Source organism: Variovorax sp. W2I14, assembly GCF_050435205.1.
Taxonomy (GTDB): domain Bacteria; phylum Pseudomonadota; class Gammaproteobacteria; order Burkholderiales; family Burkholderiaceae_C; genus Variovorax; species Variovorax paradoxus_C.
In genome coordinates, this window is the sequence record NZ_JBNDJX010000001.1 from 6,229,502 (window position 1) to 6,250,461 (window position 20,960).

Genomic DNA, 20,960 nt, shown 5'->3' on the forward strand with positions numbered 1-20,960 from the left:
GATCCGACAGGATGACGGTAGAAAAAAACGGGCACTCACTCCTCAGACAGGCGGCCATCGTGTTGTTGCCTTCGCTGGCCATCGTGGCGGCGCTGTGGCTGCCTTTCGGTTTTTCAATGGGCGGGCTGGTGGAGGAATGGGACTTGCTGGGTCTCTTCACGGAACACGGGCCTTTCCTGATGGTGCATCTGGACGGGCCGCTGCCTGCCCACGCCATCAGGCCGTTCATGCCTCTGAGTTTCGCGCTCTCCTATCTTGCCGATCGCGATTCGTTCGATGCGTGGCATCTGCTCACCATTGCGTCGCTTCTGGCCAAGGGCGGTGCGACAACCTACCTCGTGAGTCGCGCAACCGGTTCGCGCGGATGGGGCATCGTGGCCGCTGCTCTCTTGCTTCTCTATCCCGCCGACACGATGCAGTTGTCGCTGCGCAGCATTCACATCAACGTTGCTATTGCGCTGCTGCTGACGGGTAGCGCGCTGCTCGTTTCCGCTTTCGGGGCGCGCAGTCCCGCACGGGCAGTGGCGGGCGCCGTTGTCGCCACGACTTTCTACGTCGTAAGCCTTGGCATCTATGAAGCCGGGCTCGTGCTCATCCTGTTGCCGCTGGCCGTACCTTTTGCGCGTTCGGGCTTGAGCCGCATCGTGCATTTCCGCCGACGCGAACTCGAGCTTGCGGCTATCTGGGCAGGTGGTGTTTGCCTGTATCTGGGATACGCGGCTTGGGCTTCGCACAAGGTAGCCAGCTATCAGTCACAGGTGACCGGCGGCGGGCAAGGACCGATCGCAACGGCAATTGCCGCGTTCCCGAAGCTGTTCACCACGGGGGCGGCACGGGCGCTCATCGGAGGCTGGATGGATGCATGGCGCATGCTTGCCGTCGAGTACACGAGCTATGTGTATTTCGGATGCGCAGTCCTGGGGATTGCAGCGGTCGCGTTGTTCGCCATTGCGCTGGGCCGCAGTCGTGTGTCAGACGAGCCGAGCGCTCTGCCTTCTTGGCGGATGCCTGCGCGCTTGTTGCTGGCTGGACTCGTGCTGATGCTGGCTGGTTATGCGCCATTTCTGACATCGCCCTATCACGTGGTTGTCAGCCAACGCACATTTCTATGGGCAACTCCCGGGGCTGCCATGGCCTGGGTGGGCGTGCTCTTGATGATTTGGCGACTTGCACGTGCGCCCGCGATTGCTGGCGCATGCCTGCTGCTCGCTCTCGGATTCGGTGCGCAGCTTTTCCAGTTTCACCACTATGTCGAGTTGACGCAGCGACAGCGCGCGGTGCTGCGCGGCATTGTCGAATCCTCCGACCTGCAGCCCGGCAAACCGGTCGTGGTGCTGGATGGCTCCAGCCAGATCGGCCACTCCTGGTTCTTTGTGAATGGCGACATGGTGCGCAATGCGCTCAGCTATCTCTACGGTCGTGCGGTAGGGCCCGTGGAGGTATGCCATGCGCCCGGCATGGAGTGGGTGCGGCCTGATCAGTTCGGCAGAAAGGGCCGATGCGCCGAGAGCGAAACCGGCTGGAGCTTTGACTTCCCCCATGCCGTCAGCGGGCCGGGATCGCCCACCTCGGTGGTGGAACCTTCGCGGCATTTCGCAAGCGGCGGCAACGTCACCGTCGTCGGCGTTCGTGCGGACGGCACATCCACGGCCTTGCCAGGGGCACAGGCGGAGCGCCGGCGGGCGCTTCAAACAGGCGACGATGTTGTGGCGCGGCGCTACCGGGGCGTGCTGGCGCCCCGCTCGTCCGAGCGGTTCGGCCCGATGTTCCGCGATGAGACCGTCGGCGCCAGCTACCGGTGGAGTTTTGGAGATTGGTGGAATCTGGATCTGCCGACGCGCGGTTCCGGCTGGCGCGAGGTGGAGTGGACGGTGAACGGCCTGGTGCAGCGCTCGGCAGCCTGGATGGTGAGTTCGACCGCGGACGTGCTTTTCGAACTCTCGCCGTCGGTGGGCAGCTACCGTGTGCGTGGCGCGTTCGTCCAGTTCGCCAGTGACGCGGTCCGCAACGGCATGAGCCTGCAAATGAATGGTCGTCCGCTGGTGATGCGCTGGGTTTCGGCCACCCAGTTCGAAGCCGATGTGCCTCCGGATGCATTGGTTTCCGGCTTCAATCGGCTCGGCTTCGTCACGCAGGTCGACGACAAGTACTTCGGGCTTGGCGGCCAACTCGACTGGTTCGACGTCGTACCCGCCTCCCGCTGAAGCCGACGCGCGGCGGCTAGGCCGGCGCTTGAACCAGCATGCTTTGTAGTGTTTCCTGCAAGGAGTGTGTCGCCAGCGGCATGCCGTGCATCGCCGCGACGCGGTTCAGCTTGTCGGGGCTCCCGCAGAGTCGATGGACCTCATTGGGCCGCACAAACCGCGGATCCACCTGGACCTTCATGTGGTGTCCGGTCAACCGCTCGAATGTGTCGATGACGAACTGCAAGGTGTAGGGCTGGCCGGAACACACGTTATAGGCCTCTCCCGGCGCGCCGTGCGCAAGCAGGAGGAGGTAGGCGTCGCACACCATCCGTATGTCATTGAACTCTCGCTCTACATGCAGGTTCCCGAGCGACACCGACGGCGCACGCGTCGCGAAATGCGCCGCGAGCTTGGGGATCACGAAGTTCGGATCCTGGCCCGGTCCGGTATAGTTGAAGGGCCGGGTGATGACCAAGTCCAGCCGGTCGGAATAGGTCCGCGCCATGTACTCCATGGCCAGCTTGCTCATCGCGTAGTGGTTGACAGGGGCGGGTGGCTGCGTCTCCAGCAAAGGCGATTGTTCGCTGTTGCCGTAGATGTTCGCACTGCTGGCCAACAGTACGCGCCGAGGTCTTTTCGGCAGTTGTGCCAAGGCATCGAGCAGGTTGGTAGTGCCAAGGACGTTCACCGCATAGAAAGCGCCTTCGTCCGCGTGGCCTACGAAACTGATGGCGGCCAGGTGGACCGCCGCGTCGGGTGCAACTTCCTGCACTTCCTGATGCAACGCTTGCCGGTCAGTGAGGTCGGCGCGTGAGGGAACGACCTCATGACCGGCGGCAGTGGCATGCTTGGCAAAGGGGCGGCCGGTAAAACCGTCCGCCCCCGTCAGGAGGATCTTCAAAACGAGAAGCCCTGGGTGTTCCGGCGCAGGTCTGCTTCGACCATCATCTGGCACAGCTGTTCAAGTGTCGTGCGGGGCTCCCAACCGAGCTTGGCCTTTGCCTTGGCGGGGTCCCCGATCAACAATTCGACTTCGGCCGGGCGATAGAACTTGGGGTTGATCCGCATCACCGTCTTGCCGGTGGACGTGTCCACAGCCAATTCCTGTTCGGCCGCACCCTTGAAGTCGACTTCGATACCTGCGCCCTTGAACGCCATGCGCACAAAGTCACGTACCGTTTCCGTGCGGTTGGTGGCCAGCACGAAAGTATCGGGCTCGTCAGCCTGGAGCATGCGCCACATGCCCTCTACGTATTCCTTGGCGAAACCCCAGTCGCGCTTGGCGTCGAGATTCCCAAGCTCCATGACGTCGAGTTGGCCCAACTTGATCTTGGCCACCGAATCGGTGATTTTGCGCGTGACGAACTCGCGGCCGCGAAGGGGGCTTTCGTGGTTGAACAGGATGCCGCTGCTGCCGAAGATGTCGTAGCTCTCGCGGTAGTTGACCGTCATCCAGTGCGCGTAAAGCTTCGCGACGCCATAGGGACTGCGCGGATAGAAAGGGGTGTCTTCGACTTGGGGGATGGCCTGCACCTTGCCGAACATTTCGGAGGTGGAGGCTTGATAGAAGCGAATCTTTGGATTGACCAGTCGAATGGCTTCGAGCAGGTGCAGCGCGCCGATGCCGGTGATTTGCGCCGTTGCCGCGGGCTGGTTGAAGCTGACGCCCACAAAGCTTTGCGCAGCAAGGTTGTAGATTTCATCGGGTGCGGCGTCGCGAACGAGGGTCAGCGAACTGCCGAGATCGGTCAGGTCATATTCGACCAAGTGCAGGTCTGGATTCTTCTGAATGCCCAGTTCCTCGATGCGCCAGAAATTGACCGAACTGGTTCGACGGTACGTTCCATAGACGACGTACCCTTTGCTCAAGAGCAGTTCGGCCAAATAGGCGCCGTCTTGGCCCGTGATGCCGGTGACGATAGCGCGTTTCTTCATAAAAATCCTTCCCGATAAACATTGGACCCGATGGCGGGTAAGTATTGTGCCGTGCGCGAGATCGAGGGGCGTCAGGGTGGCGCCTCAGAGTCCCACAAGGCCGCATCGACGAAGCGGCGGGCACTTTGCTGCCAATTGAGGTACTGGAGGCCTTCCGAGCGCACCAGCGTTCCCTCCTGGGCTTGGATGAGCCATTGCCGTACCGCGTCGGCAAGCGCAGGCGCACCCCCGCTGAAGTAGAGCGCGCAGTCGCCGCAGACCTCGCGAAATACCGGAAGGTCGCGTGTGATCAGGAACAGGCCGCGCTGCGCTCCTTCGATCAGGGGCAGGCCGAAGCCTTCCCCTTCCGAAGCCGTAATGAGGCAGGTCGACGCCGAGTAGACGAGTTCCAGGTACTCATCGCTGGCTTTTTCGAGCCAGATCAGGCGATCGCCCAACGCCGGGTGCTTGCGCATTCGCTGGCAAAATTCTTCGACCATCCAGCCCTGTTTGCCGACAATCACCAAGTTGATGTTGAGCCCCGAAGCCCAAAGCGCTTCGAACGCATCCAGCGCAAGGGCGTGGCCCTTGCGGGGTTCGACAGTGCCGACCATCAGAAAGCTGGTGCGCATCGCGATCTTGCGCATGATGTCCCCAGCGTCTGGCGGAAGCCCTTTGGAGGCAACGGCACTGAGGTCGGCGCCAAGCGGAAACGACGCGATGCGCAATGCATCTGCGCGGTGCGGCGCGTTGTCGCTGATCCAGTCGCGCAATTCGTTGCCGACGGCTTCGGAAATGCAGAGTGCACCGTCGAATTCCGCGATGGTGCGCAGCCAGCGTGCATGCAATTCGGCGCTGCCCTGGGGGAAGCGATGCTTCATGAGGACCGGCAGAAGGTCGTAGACAACAAACTGAACGCGCACGCCCGCGTTATGCAGCTGCCGGAAATATGGAGCTTGGAAATAGACAGGGTCGTGCATCAGGTCCAGCCCGATGAACTGATCTCCTGGCGCGTAGCTGATCGGCGTATCGTCCAGCATATCGTCGGGACAATCCAGGAACTTGAGCGTATAGCGCCGGGCATACCGATAACCGAGATGCTGGGAGTCGCCATACACGGGCTCCACGCGATAGCCCGGAGGCGGCGATTCGATCAGCGCTCTCAGCAGCGATTTGACGACGCGCTGTATGCCCGTGTGCAGGTCATGGTGGACCATGGACGAGACGTCGAGGAACAGTTGTCTGGCCGGCTGCGGTGACGGGAAGTTGACGGCGATCGCGGACGCGATCACGTTCTTTTCGGTTGGAACCATTTCCGGCGCGATCTTCGCGACGCTCGCGACGAGCGGATTGCGCTCATATCCACCGCATTCCGAGAACCGCTCGATTGCCTCGACGTATTGCTGGCCACAGCGCTCGGGCGAATGGTGCTCGGCAATGTGCCTGCGTGCATTGCTCCCCATGGCGGCCCGCATTTGCGCATCGCGCCACAAGTGCGAAAGGGCATCGTCGAGCTGTGCGTCGGTGAAGTCGTCTTCGAGCATCCAGACGCAATCCTTGGGCAGCCATGCCATGGCTCCGTGCGCGTTGGCAATCGTCGGGACGCCATGGTTCATGGTGTCGAGGACAGCCGCAGAGGTCTCGCCCCGCGATCGGCCGCGCAACTGGACCGCGATGTCGGCAGCCCGAAGGTATCGGCGGAACATGGCTTCGTCGGCCCAACCGGTGATTTCCACATTGGGAACGGGAAGCTGGTCGTGTTCAGCCTTGATGGCCGCGCCATAGGCATCGTGCGGGTTCTCGCCGACAAAGACAAGCCGGCATCGGGGGTTGGTGCCGAGCGCCGATTTCTTCCAGACACGCAGCAATCGGTCGTTCAGCTTGGTGGGGCCGAGCAACCCGAAGGCGCAGACAAGAAAATCATCGTCGGACAACCCGAGTGCGCGTCGGTCTTCGATGCGGGAGGCGGGGACATTCGTTTCGGCGGGACGCCGCAGCAATGGAATCAGAGTGGTGTGCACATGGGAAGACTTCGCATACCAGTGCTGCATCAGCGCGGCGGAATAGTGCGAATGAAAGATCACGCCCTGGGCGCGACGAATGACTTCGAAGCTGCATGGATAGCGAGCGATCACCGTCGACAGGTCCGCAAGGCGAATCCGGTCGGCCATCGCCTGGTAGCCGTGAGAGGCATAGAGCGCGCGCGCCAGCCCGTTTCGCCTGCCGCAGAAGTATTCGAGATGCCATTGGGCATCGCCCAGGAAGAAGTCATGCAGGACCACCGTGCCGGGGACCGTCTCCAGCAACTCGAACATGTATTCGTGGAACTCGGAATTGCCGAAGTGATAGAGCACACGGTCGTAGTCGCTCGCGTGGGCAATCAGGTGATCCGGATCCCGAACGGGAAGCGGCGTCGAGAGCGCCGGTTGGGTCAGCCTTCGCGTGTCGACGATGAGTTCGATGTCGTAGTGTTTTGCGAGCTCGGGCAGGAGTTCCGCGCTGTAGTCGGCGATGCCGCTGCGCTGGGGTGGGAGGGGGGAAACATAGGCAAGGCGAAGGCGCTTTGCAGAAGGTTGCGGCGGTGGCGCTTTGATTGCCGCCCGTTCGATATCGTCGATGGCCATGCGAACAGCATCGGCCAGTTTGGCGTGGCTGCCGTCGGTGCCTGCTGCTGCCTCAGGGTGCTGCGCAGTTCGGCTACGAACCAGCGGCACAGAGGGTGCGGCCTTCGCAGAGGCCGTTTCTGACGCACTGTCGGGCGTTTCGGCTTCCAAGAGAAATACGACGTCCGGGCGCAGGCGAGCGACGACGGCTGCGTGCAGTTGTGCTGCCGCAGAATTCGCTGCCTCCGTTTGAAGTTCGTCCGGGGGGGCAGAAGCCCACAGATGAATGGACTCCGGAGAAAGGATGTCTGCCAGAGCGACGCGCGCTTTGGCGGCGGTTTCTGGAAAGCGGCCGTCGAGCAGTACGTGGGGATCGTGTTTGTCGCGCAGGCCCTGCGCGAGCGCCTTGGGAAATGTCCAAGTGGGCGTTTGCGGTCTGTGAGCCGCACTCTGCGGCAGTTCAGATACCCGAAGATCCAGCAACACCCGCATCAATCAACCCCCTGTTTTTTTTTGCTACGCATATTTAACTGATTCCAGACCGAATGCGCGTCATCCGACAACTCGGTCGATGGCCGGACCGACGGTGCTTCGGGCGCAGCGGGCGCAGTGGACTGCGGCACGGATTCAGGCCGCAACCGCGCCAGCACGCGCGCGCGCACGCGAACGTAGACCGCCCGCGTCGGGCCGTGAATCCCAAGCATTCTTGCGATCCTGGACAGCCGCCTCACGATGGGCCCCGGCCGCGGATGACGCAGGAAGTTTCCGACGGCACGCAGCCACTCGCGTACGCCGGCCCGGCGAGGATTGAAGAGATGGCTTTCCATCCCCTGCAGTCGAGCGAGCAACTGCGTTCCCTGTTGTTCGAGCAAGGCGACTCTGGCTTCGAGTACCGCGACAGAGGCTTTTGCCTGTCGGGCTTGGGTTTCGACAATGGCGATCAGTTTTCGCAAGGCCTGCTCGCTGACTTGGGCGCCGACGGCCACTTCTCTCATGCGTGCTTGAGCCAATGCATGGTGCTCGTCATACCGCTGCGCGAGCGTTGGCAAAGACAGCCCGTACTCTCTTGAAAATGCTGCATCGGAAGCCTGCAGCACTTCCGCTGGAGCGCGCTTTTGTGCGACGACCGCATAGTCGGGACTGACACCGGTGAGCACCGAGATCAACGGAACGGGAGAGGATCCATGCAATTCAGTCGCCTCCTGCAGTCGCATGACTGTCTGGCGATCGAACCCGGCGTGTTCCACCACGAACGCCAGCAATTGGGGAGGAATCGGCTTGACGTGCGATGGGTCCAGATAAAACGTGGCGGTGCCGACCTCGATGTTCTCGGGGTTCGGGGTTTCGAGGATCAGCAGCCCTCCCGGGATGAGGACGCGCAGCGCCTCTGCCACGATGGCTTGCAACTCCTCGAAACCGATGTGTTCAACGACGTGGAAGGCAGATACCAGCGAAAGGCTTTCCGGGGGGCTTGCCCTGAGCGTTGCAAGCCCGTCGGCCATGGAAGCATCGAGGCCACGTTCCCTGCACGCTTGCAGCATGCCTTCGTCCAAATCGATACCACGAGCCGAAAAGCCCCGGCTTTGCAGGAGCTCCAGCCATTCACCGCGCCCGCAGCCGATGTCGATGGCCGCCGGTTGCGCGTGCTGCGAAAGCAGTGGTTCGAGAAACGGGGCGTAGATTTCGAGTCTGGACCGGATGAGTTCGCGCGAGCCACGATACCTGTCTTCGAATGCGCGATAGAAAGGGGCACTCATTTGTATTGCTGCCTTCTGCGTCGGGCGCGTCGTTTGTTTTGGTGTAGCAGGCACAGCAGCCGGAGATCCGCGTGGACGGTCGCCGCCACTGTTGATGCGGGAAAGAAACCAAATTCTAGTTGGGGCGTGCCACCGCCCACCGCGTTCGATGAGCGCCCCAAAGGAGGTCTTACCCTGATATTGGCTCCGCCTCCTGGCCGCAGAGTGTGCGGTTCCTTTTTTGGCAGCCAAGTTCTTGTTGTCGGCAAAGCCGATGGCGCTGGCTGTCAGTTTCGGGACCTGTGATAGGTGAGGGTGCTGGATTTTGCTTTTGGCGTCATCGCGCTCCTTGCGGCTAGGAGTGCGAACTCGCTACAGCATGTGAGGGATTCATTGCGCATCGATCACTAACGTATGTATCTGCTTCCGAGAAGACCGGAAGGCACGTTTCATTAAGTAAACTCAAACCGTGATTCGCGTCCGTTTGCTGGCCAAGGGCCTTTGGTGGTTGATGACGCCTTGGCTTTTGCCAAGGCGGGTGCTGGCGCGACAGCAAAATCAGAAGGCGGCATACGCTGAAGTATTGCGAAATGCGCCTTATGTCGAGGGATTGGAGTTTGTGCAAGCCAGTCTTGCTCGCGTCCGGCCAGCCGCGACGTCGTACGGGCCGGGCGGGACAGGAGGACTGCTGCCATTGCTACTGGACGCTGCCGCAGGTGATCCGGACTTCCTCTCGCCATGGCCGCCGCAGGCATCGTCCGAGATCGACGACGCATGGTCTGCGGCGAGGTGGTGCATCGACATGGCGAGACTGTGTCCGGAGTTTCATGGCGTTCTTCCCCGGCTGAGTGTCGAGGGCGGACCCGCTTCTCTTCGATGGACCCCCGAGGGGGAGGCCGCCCTGGCATCGCTTTCGCTTCAGGCGCGCGCTTGTGTGGAAGAACTGCTGAGAAACGAGCCTGCGTCCCGCGCAAGACAGACCTTCCTGTTCCAGTCCGACATTCGCGCGCTGCTTCCGCATGGGCTTACTCCGGCGGGTTGGATGCACCTGCTGCCGTGGTTCATCCGGTATGGCCGGCCCATCGGCGATTTGCGCCAGGAGGAGATTTGGTGGCTTTTCCTGGAGGCTGCGCAGGATCCTTGCCGTGAACTCATGCTGGCACATGCTTTCACGCCGCCATGGCAGCAAAGGCATCCAGACGGCACCACCATATTCGGACGGGATGAATTCGCCACTTGGTTCGCCTCCGAGTATGGTGCTTGCGGCGACTGGCTGGACGCATCGCATTGGCCTGAATGGGATGCGCCCGCGTCGCAGATCATGAATGCTTACTGGACGCGTGCGCATTGGCGGGCGGCCCATCCCGATGCGTTCGCCAACGTGGACGCCGCGCGTTCGCTGGTCACTTGGCTGGCGTCCTCCGAAAGCGCGTTGCCTCCCGCGCTGCGCGTTTGGTGCAATGGACTCGACATTCAGGCCGTCAGCTCCGAGCTTGCAAAGCCGGGCGCAAACGTCATCGGTCATTTCTGCTATCCCTCGGGCCTTCGTGTTTCCGTCGAATCATTGGTCCGAGCCGTGGGTCTGGAGGGCGTCCCCACCTCGTTGCGCGATGTCAGGACCGATGCGAAGGACGATCCTTGCCACATCGATTTCCGCGGCATGGAGTGTCACGACATCACAATCATCCATGTGCAGCCGGAGCCCCTGCTGACGGTGGCCTACGATCTTGCGGACATCTTCGAACGCGCTCCCCGTACCTACCGGATCGGTTACTGGTATTGGGAGTTCGACTCCATTCCTGACGCATGGATGACGCATGCACAGAACGTCGATGAGGTCTGGGCCGCCACCGAATTCGTGGCGCGCGGCCTTCGTGAGCGCCTGTCGATCCCGGTGCGCACCTTGTTCCCGGGAGTTCAGCTCGCCTCCTACGACCAGCGCGACAAGGCGCACTTCGGTCTGAACGAAACGCCGTTCACTTTCCTCTTCGTGTTCCACATGATGAGCGTGATGGAACGAAAGAATCCGCTGGGATTGATTCGCGCATTCAGGGAGGCATTTCGCGAAAACGAAGCTGTCAGCCTTGTTCTCAAGACATCTTTCGGAGACCGGCATCCGGAGCAGTTCGAACGACTGCAAGAGGCTGCGGCTGGCAGCAACATCGTGTTGATCAACGAGGTATATACGCCTGATCGCCTGCTGTCGCTCATGGATGCATGCGATGCCTATGTGTCGCTTCATCGGAGCGAGGGTCTCGGCCTGACGATGGCCGAGGCGATGTTGATGGGCAAGCCGGTGATTGCTACCAACTTCTCCGGCAACGTCGACTTCATGGACGCCGACAACAGTTTGCTTGTCTCCTACCAACTCGTGAAACTCGGCCAGCCCATTCCGCCCTATGACGCCGAACTGGAGTGGGCAGAACCTTCGATCGAGCACGCTGCGCAACTCATGCGACGTGTCTACGAGAATCAGGATTGGGCTCGCCAACTCGGGGCGCGCGCCAAGGAGAGCGCCGAGAAGAACCTATCGCTCAAGGTCGCGGGCAAAAAGATCGTGAAGCGCCTTGAAGAAATCAAGGCGATACGTCGCTCCTCAACCTGATTCCGACTGCCAAGCTGCCTGCTTGGCTCGGTTTCTGTTTTTGGCTGATCTACTGCTCGACGATTCGACCGTGTTCCATGTGAATCACGCGATTGCATTCCTTGGCGATCAATTCCGGTGAATGCGAGGCTAGTACCAGAATGCCGGACTTTGCCACCACATCCCTCATGCGCTTCTCTGCCTTCTCGGTAAATGCCGCATCACCGACCGACAGCCATTCGTCCATGAGCAGGATGTCTGCCTCGACGCTCGTAGAAATCGAGAAAGCCAACCGCATCATCATGCCTGTCGAATAGGTCCGCACCGGCATGTTGACGTATTCGCCAAGCCCGCTGAACTCGCAGATGTCCTGCGAGAGCCGGTCCACCTCTTTCTTGCTCATGCCCATCACGAGTCCGCGCAGCATGATGTTCTCGATGCCCGTGGCGTCCATCTCGATGCCCAATGCGGGGTCGATCAGGCTGGCGACCGAACCCTGGCGCACGAATTCACCCGACGACGGTTCGTAGACCCCGGCCAGCGTGCGCAGCAATGTCGACTTGCCCGCGCCGTTGTGGCCGATGAGGCCCAGCCGGTCGCCGCTCTTGAGTTCGAGGTTGATGCCGCTGAGCGCTTGCACCACGGTGACGCCGGTTTCCTTGCCGAAGCGCCCGCCTGTGACGGAAGCCGCCAGGGTCTTCTTGAGCGATGCCGCGCCCGCTCCATAGATCGGGAAATTGACGGCGACGTTTTTGAGTGAGATGAATGCCATGGATCAGAGCCAGTAGACGACGCGGCGGCGGTATTTGGCGAACAGCACGATCGCGGCGGCCACGCAGAGCACAGTCCATACGCCGATACCGATCCAGCTATGAATGTGCGCCACACCGCCCATCAGAGGGGTGCGCAGCAGGTCGAGCATCTGTGCAAAGGGATTCCAGAGCACGTACTTTGCGCGGCTCGGAAGACTTTCAGGAAGCCAGAACACGGGGGTGAGGAACATCAGCATCTGCATCACGCTGGTCACGATCTGGGTCACGTCGCGGTAGCGCGTGCAGATCAGGCCCAGCAGAAGACCCAAGGCGTGCGCATTGAGAATGAGGATGGCGAAGGCCGGCAAGATCAGCAGCACCGACCATGACAGCGAAATGCCCGCCCACAGGGCCACCGGGATGTACAGCACGATCTGGTGGCCGAACTGAATCAGGTTTCGTGCGAGGCTGCGCCAGACGAACAGGCTGATCGGAAAGTAGCCTTGCTTCAGATAGTTGGAGGAGCCGACAAAGGCATTGCAGGCATCGGTCACGATGCTCGAGAAAAAGCCCCAGAAGATGACGCCGAGTGCCAGATGCGGAAAGAACCGCGACAGCTCGCTGCCGAACAGCGATGCATACAGCGGCCCCATGCCGCCGATCATGACCCCCATGCTTAGCGTGAGCCACAGCGGTCCGAGCATCGAGCGTCGATAGCGCAAAACGATATCGAACCAGGCCAGGGTCCACCAGATGTCGGAACGGCGGGTGCCTTCCCACCAGTCCGCCAAGGCGCTGCGATGCAGGTTGGAGTGAACTTGGCTCATGCGCGTCCGTAGGTATCTGCCAGGCGGACGATGTCGTCCTCGCCCAGGTAGCCGCCGCACTGGACTTCAATGAGCACCAGTTCTTCTTCGCCGATATTGGTCAAGCGATGTTTCTCTTTCAATGGGATGTACCGGTACTGGCCCGGCAGGGTGACGTGTTCGAGTTCGCCGATCTGCACGATGCCGCGTCCTTGGACGACGACCCAGTGCTCGGCGCGCTGGTGGTGATATTGCAAGGACAGCGACTCTCCCGGTTTTACCGTAATGCGTTTGACCTTGTATCCGTCTTCCTCCTTGAGCGAGGCATAGGTGCCCCACGGACGGTGAACGACGGCGGGCAGATGCACCGTTTCATGCTGGCGGGATTTGAGCGTATCGACGACCCGCTTCACTTCTTGCGCGCTGTTCTTGTGCGCCACGAGCAGCGCATCGGGCGTATCGACGATCACGAGATCATGCACACCCAATGTGGCAACCAGCTTGGGGACATGGCTGTCGATTTGCACGTGCGTGCCCGTGGTGTCGATCGCAACGACGTCCGAGGGCATGGTGTTGCCGCTTGCATCGGGCGTGTGGGCCTTGGCGACCGCTGGCCATGAGCCCACATCGCTCCAGCTGAACTTGGCCGGCACCACATACACGTTGTCCGCCGGCTCCATGACGGCATAGTCGATGCTGATGTCTGGCTGCAGGCCGAATGCATGCAGGTCGAACTGGATGGTGTTGTCGGCGGCTTGCGAGGACTTCAACGCGTGGCGTGCCGCGGCCAGCAATTCCGGCGCATATTTTTCGAAGGCTGCAACGATCGCATCGGCCGTGAAGCAGAACATGCCACTGTTCCAGTAGTAGCGGCCAGTCGCGAGGTATTCCTGCGCGGTCTGGAGGTCGGGCTTTTCGACGAAGCGCTTCGCGGGCTGGTTGTCGCGCGATACCTTGGCGACCTCGACATAGCCGAAGCCCGTGTCCGGCCCGGTAGGGCTGATGCCGAAAACGACCAGCGCCCCTTGCGTGGCAAGTTTGAATGCCTGGCTTGCGCTGGCCACGAAAGCTTCGACATCCGGCACCAGGTGGTCGGCGGAAAGCACCAGCATGACGGTGTCGCCGCTGAACTGCTGAATGCATTGCAGCGCGGCGAGGGCGATGGCCGGACCGGTGTTGCGGCCCTTGGGCTCCAGCAGCAGCGTGGCCTCTGGGGGGTCGCTCATCTGCCGCAGTACATCCCTTGTAAGAAAAAGATGGTCCTTGTTGGTGACGATCATCAGGTCGCCGGTGCCGCAGGCTTGGCCTCGCTCGATGGCTTGCTGCAACAAGGACGACCCGCCCAGTTTCATGAAGGGCTTGGGGAACGCCTGGCGCGATGCTGGCCAAAGCCGTGAACCTGCCCCCCCCGAGAGCACAACTGAAAGGACGCGCATATTTTTATAGGGTGTGAAGAAGGGGATAATTTTACCGGTCCCCAGCGGGCCGCCCCGGTAACGATTGGAAGCGTCTATTTTTGTGATCTCGAGCAATGTTCAGTAAGCCCACGCTGCCGGCTGCGCAGCCCTTTCCCCGGCGGCGCGGGCTCGACATCGCTTCGAGCAATGCACAGCTGCAGCGGCAAATCGGTTTGCTGGAGGTGCAGGTCAAGGCCCTGGATGCGCAGGTGCGCAGCATGACGCAGTCCAGCAGTTGGCGCCTGACCGCGCCGCTGCGATGGCTCAGCGGGCATTTTCAGCGCCTTGTCCGCGGCGTTCCGGCGGCCGCGGCCCCTGTCCCCCGAGGAAGCTACGCCGACTGGGTGGCTCGCTACGACAGCCTTGGCAGCGGCGCTCCAGAAGGCAGTCGTCGCGCGGAGGTCATGGCGGCATGGCCAGCGCGCCCGCGCTTCCTGGTGTTGATTTCAAGCACAGCATCGCTGCAGCAAGCAACCCAGTCCCTGTCGGCCCAGTCCTATAGCGAGTGGACGCTCCAGGTCGGCCCGCCGACCGCGCCCGTGGACGCGGACTGGATCGTCTGGCTCGAGCCGGACTGCACACTGTCCGCCCACGCGCTCTTCATGATCGCGAAGGAGGTCGTCGCGCATCCCGAGGCCCGCATGCTGTATGCCGATACGGACGCGATCGATGCCGCGGGGCAGCGCAGCAACCCCTGTTTCAAGCCCGACTGGAACCCGGACCTGTTCCTCTCCCGCAATCTTTTCTCGCCGATGGCGGTGATACAGGCCGGCCTGTTCGACCAAGCCGAGGGGCTGAACGCCGCCGCCGAGGGGGCGCAAGGCTTCGACCTGGCATTGCGTTGCGTGGAGCGCATCCGGCCTGACCAGATCCGCCACATCCCGCGCATCCTCAGCCATTCCAGCGCTCCGCGTGCGGCGCCCGGTGCGGCCGACGAGCAAGCACTCGACCGCCATTTCCAGCGCACTGGCACCGCGGCCACCGCCGAAGCGATGCCCCACGGCCTCCGAGCGCGCTATGCGTTGCCCGAGGCGCCGCCCTTCGTCTCGCTCGTCATCCCGACCCGCAACGGCGTGAACCTCGTGCGCCAGTGCATCGAGAGCATCGTCCTCGAAACCGCCTATCCCAACTACGAGATCCTCCTGGTCGACAACGGCTCGGACGACCCCGAGGCGCTCGCGTACTTCGCGGCGCTCGGCGCGCAACCGGGCATCACCGTGATCCGCGACGACCGCCCCTTCAACTACTCGGCGCTGAACAACGCCGCCGTCGCGCAGGCGAGCGGGGAGCTCGTCGGCTTGCTCAACAACGACATCGAAGTCATCTCGCCCGACTGGCTCCATGAGATGGTCTCGCTCGCGCTGCAGCCCGGCGTGGGCGCGGTCGGCGCGAAGCTGCTCTATCCCGACATGACCATCCAGCACGGCGGCGTCGTCCTCGGCATCGGGGGCATGGCCGGGCATGCGCACAAGCACCTGCCATCGAGCGTCGCGGGTCATGGCGGGCGGGCACAGCTGGTCCAGAATTTTTCGGCGGTCACGGCGGCTTGCCTTGTCGTGCGCAAGTCGCTCTACGAGCAGGTCGGCGGGCTCGACGAAGCGCAACTCGGCGTGGCCTACAACGACGTCGATTTCTGCCTGCGCCTGCGTCAAGCCGGCTACCGCAACGTCTGGACGCCGTATGCCGAACTGCTGCACCACGAATCGGCGAGCCGCGGCCTCGAAGTGGCGGCGGAATCGCGCGACCGGCTCGCGCGCGAGTCCGCGTTCATGCAAAGCCGCTGGGCCGGGCTGATCGCCGACGACCCCGCCTACAACCCCAATCTCACGCTCGACACCGAGGATTTCGACCTGGCATGGCCGCCGCGCACCCCCCGCGACAGCACCGCCCCGACAACCCGCCCATGAACGATCCCCGTCCCCTCGAAGTCTCCGTCGCGCTCTGCACCTACAACGGCGCCCGGTTCCTCCGCGAGCAGGTGCGCAGCATCTGTCTGCAGACCCGGCCGCCGGTCGAGATCGTGCTGTCCGACGACGCCTCGCGCGACGGCTCGGTGGAGGTGGTGCGCGCCGCCGTCGCCGAATGCGCGGCCGAGCGCCCGGGTCCGCCGATCGCGCTGCGGGTCTTCGAGAATCCGGTCGCGTTGCGCGTTGTCAAGAATTTCGAGCAGGCCATCAGCGCCTGCACCAGCGAGCTGATCGCGCTCAGCGACCAGGACGACGTGTGGATGCCCGACCGGCTCGCGGTGATGGTGGCGCACTTCGAGCAGGACTCCAACCTGATGCTGCTGCACACCGATGCACGGCTGGTCGATTCCGAGCGCCGTGACCTGAACCAGACGCTCTTCCACGCGCTCGAGGTCACGCCCCTGGAGCTCGCGCAGGTGCACGGCGGCAAGGCTTTCGACGCACTGCTGCGCCGCAACCTGGTGACCGGCGCGACCACAGTCTTTCGCCGCGCGCTGCTGGCCGACGCCTTGCCGCTGCCTGTCGAGTGGGTGCACGACGAATGGCTGGCCATCGTCGCATCGACCACGGCGAGGGTCGACCTGCTGGAGCAGCCGCTCATCGAATACCGGCAGCACGAGTCCAACCAGATCGGCGCGCGGCGCGACACGTTCAAGGAAAAAGTGCGCAAGGCGCTCGCCTCGCGGGGCAACACGCACGTCGAGCGTGCGATCAAGGCCGAGCTGTTGCTGGAGCGCCTGCTCCAGCTGGGCGACCGCGTGCCGCCCGAGATCATCGCCAAGGTGCGCAGCAAGATCGTGCACCAGCGTTTTCGCGCCGCCTTGCCTGCGTCACGGCTCGCGCGCATCGTGCCGATCGCCCGCGAGGCCATGACCGGCCGCTACGACAAGTTCGGCCGAGGCGTGCGCGGCGTGGTCCGCGACCTTTTCGAATCTGTGTAGGCTCCGCCCCAAAGAACCATGAACCCAATGAACGCCTCCCCAGATTCCACCATCGCAGCGCAGCCGACCGCCTGGCCGAGCGTCGTGGTGATCATCCCGTTCTACAACGGTGCCGATTTCATCGAGCGTTCCGTGAAGAGCGTCTTCGAGCAGTCCGTGCCCGCCACCGAAGTCATCGTGGTCAATGACGGCTCGCGTCCCGAGGAGCGCGCTTCGCTCGACGCGTTGGCCGCGCGCTATCCGTTCCGCATCATCGACAAAGAGAATGGCGGACAGGGCTCGGCACGCAACGCCGGCGTGAAGGCATCTACCTCGGACTTCATCTGCTTTCTCGACCAGGATGACTTCTACCTGCCCAATCACATCGAAACGCTGGCAGCGTCGATTCCTGTCGGCGACCGGTTGTTCGGGTATGTCTACGCCGACCTGTACGAGGCCGATGCCGACGGCAACGTGATCCGCACCGGCGTGATCAAGGAGCACGCGACGCATCCCAAGCGCAACATCAACGACCTGCTGCGCAACGACATGTTCGTGCTGCCGTCGGCCGCGCTGGTGAGCCGCAAGGCCTTCGAAGCCGTCGACGGTTTCGATTCGCAATTCATGGGCTTCGAGGACGACGACCTGTTCCTGCGCATCTTCCGCAAGGGATTCAGCAACTACTTCGTGGACAAGGCCGTCACCGTCTGGTGCATCCACACGGCCAGCACGTCGTTCGGCATCCGAATGATCCGCAGCCGCTTCAAGTACTTCAAGAAGCTCACCCAGATGTTCCCCGACGAGCACCTGCGCGGGCGCTACTACTTCCGCGATTGCCTTGTGCCCCGGTTCCAGCCGTACTTCGTCAACCACGCGATCGAGTCGATCAAGAACGACGACCAGTACCGCGAGGAGATGACCGCGATCCTCAACGAATACGGCGCGATGGTGCTGGCCAACCCGTATGTGGGGCGCAAGAAGAAGCTGCGCCTGCGGATCACGCTGTTCCTGCTCAACCACTGCCCGCCGGGCGTGGTGCGCCTGGTCGGCGCCATCACGCGCCTGCCCGGCATCCGGAGTCTCCGGCGCCTTTACGCCTAGCGGGACGGCGCAGCCGCTGCCGGCTGCTTCGGCGTGGTCATCGCCGCATCGATCCACGTCGCGAACTTGCGCACGTATTCCGCGCGCAGGTGCCCGGCGTCCTTGTAGATCGGCGTGGCATCCGCATCCGCGCGGGTGCACCAGTCTTTCTCGCACAGCGTCGGAATCGGGTCGATCACGATGGCGCCGCTGCGCTTGGCGATCTGGCGCATGCGCTCGTGCAGCGCCTTCTGCTCCGAGACCCAGGGCGCAGTCGGCGACATGCGCCCGACGGTCATGTTGCCCAGACGGCCGCCCTTCACGAACTCCTCGGGGCCGAAGCCTTCGCCGACCGGGTTGTCCAGCAGCAGGTAGACCTGCTTGTGCTTGGACAGCGCAGTCAGCACGGTCTCCAGCGTATTGAGCGCGAAGTCCGCGCCACCGCCGCCCATGAAGCGGCGCTTGTTCTTGCCGTCCTGGTAGTAGTAGCGGTCGGCCGCGGCGTTGTCGGCGTTGGGCTTGCCGGTCTCCGAGAAGTAGCAGTTCCAGCAGCCGCCGAAGACGACCGCATCGAACTTGTCGCTCACCGCGAGACGCATGCCGCCGTCGCGGCGCTCCGCGCAGAGGTTGTTCTGCTCGTCGACCACGTTGGGAATCGGCGGGCAGGCGCCCCAGGTTGCGAAGGAGAGCGAGTCGAGCGTGTCGGGCGCGGTCTTGCTCAGCTCGACCGCGCGCGGGCCGTACTGCTCGATGTGGCTGTCGCCGAAGAACAGCACCCGGCGCTTGCCGTGGCCGATCTGCTGCAGCACCTCGCCATCGACCTTGATCGGGCTCAGGCCGTCCGGGTAGCCCCAGTCCTTGGCAGCGGCCGCCGTCTTGTTGAAGTACGGGTCGCTGTGGCGCCCGACGTAGTAGCCCGAGGTGGCCAGGAGGCCGAGCACGACGAACCCGACCATCGCGGCCACGAGGCCCGAGGTCACCGTGGGGTTCTCGGACTTGCGCGTGTAGCGCTCGACGAAGCGGTAGGTCAGCCACGCGAGCACGAACGAGGCAACCAGCATCAGCGCCCGGATGCCGTCCGACGGCAGCTTGCCTTCCAGGATGCGCGCATACGCCAGCAGCGGCCAGTGCCAGAGGTACAGCGGGTAGCTGATGAGCCCCACCCACACCATCGGCTTGGACGCGAGCACGTAGCGATTCAGCACGCCGGTCGGTCCGGCGGCGATGCAGAAGAAGGCGCCGAGCGCCGGCAGGATCGCCCAGAAACCCGGGAAGGCCTTGCCGCCGCGGATGAGGCACAGGCCCAGCACGATCAGCGCCAGCCCGGCGATGGACTGCGCATGGCGCCCCCAGCCCGGCTTGGGCAGTGGCCGGTGCAGCCGCATGTACGCGAGCATGCCGCCGATCATCAGCTCCCAGAAGCGCGAGAGCGGCGAATAGAACGCGGCCGTGCGGTGGCTGTGGATGGTCGTCACGTTGAGGAGGAACGACGCCCCCGCCACGATGCCCACCACCCAGAGCACGCGCCATTTGCGCTTCCACGCGAGGCCCAGCAGCACGGGCCAGAAGATGTAGAACTGTTCCTCGATGGCCAGCGACCACAGGTGCAGCAGCGGCTTGGTCTCGGCGGCGTTGTCGAAGTAGCCCGCCTCGCTCCAGAACGCGAAGTTCGAAACGAACCCGGCGCCCGAGGCCACGTGCTTGCCCAGCTGCACCCATTCGTTGGGCAGCAGCGCATACCAGCCGAAGGCCAGCGTGGCCGCCAGCACCAGCGCCAGCGCCGGGAAGATCCGCTTCACGCGCCGGGCGTAGAACTCGCGGTAGCTGAAGCCGTCGCCCTCGAAGCTGCCCAGGATGATCGTGGTGATCAGGAAGCCCGAGATGACGAAGAAGATGTCGACGCCGATGAAGCCGCCCTTGATCCACTGCGGGAACGCGTGGTAACCCAGGACCGAGAGCACCGCCACGGCGCGCAGCCCGTCGATGTCCGGGCGGTATTTGGGGTGAACCAGGTGGGCGGGTTCGTTATGGAACGTCGGGCTCGTCGTTGTTGTCGTCGTCATCGTCTGTGTGAAGGCGCGCTTGCTTTTTTCGTTCCCGATTGTCCTCGCAAACGCTTTTCGCCCCGCTCAGTGCGCTCGTCAGGCGCCGGGCCGCTGCATCCGCCGGTAGCGCCAGAAGGCTCCCGAGCGCCACACTTTGAGCAGGCTGGTGACGTGCCAGTACAGATAGCGTTTGCTGCGGTGGCTCGCGCGCTGCGCGTCGTGCCGCGCGAGCAGGTCTTCGCCGACCTGCAGCTTCCAGCCCGCGAGCTGGGTGCGGGCGCAGATGTCGAAGTCTTCGCCGTACATGAAGAAGCGCTCGTCGAAGCCGCCGATCTGGCGGTAGGACTCGCTCCGGAACAGCATGAACAGGCCCGGAATCCATGCGGGCACGGCCGGTGGCACATAGCCCGGCTTGTTGCGCCCGAGGATCTCGACGGGGGTGAGCAAAGCCCGGTGCGGCTCGGGCCCGGGCTTGCCGGGTTCCAGGATGCGCGGGGTCATCAGGCCGGCGTCAGGTGCGGCCTGCACGATCAGCGGCGCGAGCACGTCGCTGTCGAAACGGATGTCCGGGTTGAGCACCAGGAACCAGGGCGTCGTGCAATGCGCAAAAGCCTGGTTGTGATTGGCGCCGAAGCCCTTGGGGCTCGCGTTCTCGATCCACTCGACCTCGAATCCCCAGCTTTTCCCCGCGAGCACGTCAGGCTCGGGAATGTTCACCGTGAGCACGACCTTGGCAATCGACGCGCGGCTGTGCCGGTCCAACTGGTCGATCAGCGGCTTCACCAAGGCGAGCTGGCCGTGGCTCACGATGGAAATGGTGATCGGGGGCAAAGGAGCGGGGGAGGCGGGGGATGAAGGCGTGGGCATGGTCTAATTTCGCTCGGGAATTCTAGGGTTCCCCAACTCCCAC

14 protein-coding genes are annotated in these 20,960 nt (G+C 63.1%); 5 read left to right on the top strand and 9 right to left on the bottom strand.

Annotation, left to right across the window (positions count from 1 at the left end):
• Positions 1-11: 11 nt before the first annotated feature.
• Complete coding sequence (locus tag QF040_RS29095; protein WP_429613846.1) at positions 12-2,204, top strand: hypothetical protein; 2,193 nt, start codon at positions 12-14, stop codon at positions 2,202-2,204.
• A 16-nt stretch (positions 2,205-2,220) separates the two neighbouring features.
• On the opposite strand, the gene QF040_RS29100 is transcribed toward QF040_RS29095, so the two are convergent.
• The 4 genes from QF040_RS29100 to QF040_RS29115 form a co-directional block, all read right to left on the bottom strand.
• Positions 2,221-3,087: a GDP-mannose 4,6-dehydratase gene (locus tag QF040_RS29100; protein WP_429613847.1), complete on the bottom strand. Its 867-nt coding sequence runs from the start codon at positions 3,085-3,087 to the stop codon at positions 2,221-2,223.
• On the bottom strand, positions 3,084-4,121 hold the full coding sequence (gene gmd, locus QF040_RS29105; protein WP_429613848.1) for a GDP-mannose 4,6-dehydratase: 1,038 nt from the start codon (positions 4,119-4,121) through the stop codon (positions 3,084-3,086). Before gmd ends, QF040_RS29100 begins: the two co-directional genes overlap by 4 nt.
• Before the next feature lie 71 nt (positions 4,122-4,192).
• Entirely contained in the window at positions 4,193-7,195 is a 3,003-nt protein-coding gene (locus QF040_RS29110) for a glycosyltransferase (protein WP_429613849.1), read from the bottom strand.
• Positions 7,195-8,460 carry a class I SAM-dependent methyltransferase gene (locus QF040_RS29115; RefSeq protein ID WP_429613850.1) on the bottom strand — a complete coding sequence of 422 codons (1,266 nt, stop codon included), beginning with the start codon at positions 8,458-8,460 and terminating at the stop codon, positions 7,195-7,197. The genes QF040_RS29110 and QF040_RS29115 overlap by 1 nt, the downstream gene beginning before the upstream one ends.
• Before the next feature lie 448 nt (positions 8,461-8,908).
• Here QF040_RS29115 and QF040_RS29120 point away from each other — a divergent pair, with 448 nt between their 5' ends.
• Positions 8,909-11,044 carry a glycosyltransferase family 4 protein gene (locus QF040_RS29120; RefSeq protein WP_429613851.1) on the top strand — a complete coding sequence of 712 codons (2,136 nt, stop codon included), beginning with the start codon at positions 8,909-8,911 and terminating at the stop codon, positions 11,042-11,044.
• Between the two features lie 49 nt (positions 11,045-11,093).
• Here QF040_RS29120 and QF040_RS29125 read toward each other — a convergent pair whose 3' ends face one another.
• Genes QF040_RS29125 through QF040_RS29135 form a run of 3 tightly spaced genes read right to left on the bottom strand, consistent with a single transcriptional unit; the run spans position 11,094 to position 14,017 of the window.
• Positions 11,094-11,795 (bottom strand): ABC transporter ATP-binding protein, encoded by a 702-nt coding sequence (locus QF040_RS29125; RefSeq protein ID WP_429613852.1) that lies wholly within the window; start codon positions 11,793-11,795, stop codon positions 11,094-11,096.
• Between the two features lie 3 nt (positions 11,796-11,798).
• Entirely contained in the window at positions 11,799-12,566 is a 768-nt protein-coding gene (locus tag QF040_RS29130) for an ABC transporter permease (protein ID WP_429613853.1), read from the bottom strand.
• A 32-nt stretch (positions 12,567-12,598) separates the two neighbouring features.
• On the bottom strand, positions 12,599-14,017 hold the full coding sequence (locus QF040_RS29135; RefSeq protein WP_429614709.1) for a mannose-1-phosphate guanylyltransferase/mannose-6-phosphate isomerase: 1,419 nt from the start codon (positions 14,015-14,017) through the stop codon (positions 12,599-12,601).
• A 95-nt stretch (positions 14,018-14,112) separates the two neighbouring features.
• On the opposite strand from QF040_RS29135, the gene QF040_RS29140 reads away from it, so the two are divergent.
• From QF040_RS29140 to QF040_RS29150, 3 genes are read left to right on the top strand one after another with little or no spacing between them, the layout of a single operon-like run.
• On the top strand, positions 14,113-15,945 hold the full coding sequence (locus QF040_RS29140) for a glycosyltransferase family 2 protein (protein WP_429613854.1): 1,833 nt from the start codon (positions 14,113-14,115) through the stop codon (positions 15,943-15,945).
• The gene (locus tag QF040_RS29145; protein ID WP_429613855.1) at positions 15,942-16,946 is read left to right on the top strand and encodes a glycosyltransferase family 2 protein; all 1,005 of its coding nucleotides are present in this window, start codon (positions 15,942-15,944) and stop codon (positions 16,944-16,946) included. The genes QF040_RS29140 and QF040_RS29145 overlap by 4 nt, the downstream gene beginning before the upstream one ends.
• Before the next feature lie 27 nt (positions 16,947-16,973).
• On the top strand, positions 16,974-18,026 hold the full coding sequence (locus QF040_RS29150) for a glycosyltransferase family 2 protein (RefSeq protein WP_429613856.1): 1,053 nt from the start codon (positions 16,974-16,976) through the stop codon (positions 18,024-18,026).
• Here the strand turns inward: QF040_RS29150 and QF040_RS29155 are convergent.
• The gene (locus tag QF040_RS29155; protein WP_429613857.1) at positions 18,023-20,068 is read right to left on the bottom strand and encodes an acyltransferase family protein; all 2,046 of its coding nucleotides are present in this window, start codon (positions 20,066-20,068) and stop codon (positions 18,023-18,025) included. The two genes, QF040_RS29150 and QF040_RS29155, sit on opposite strands and share 4 nt — an antisense overlap.
• 78 nt (positions 20,069-20,146) lie before the next feature.
• Positions 20,147-20,917 carry a galactosyltransferase-related protein gene (locus QF040_RS29160; protein WP_429613858.1) on the bottom strand — a complete coding sequence of 257 codons (771 nt, stop codon included), beginning with the start codon at positions 20,915-20,917 and terminating at the stop codon, positions 20,147-20,149.
• Positions 20,918-20,960 lie beyond the last annotated feature (43 nt).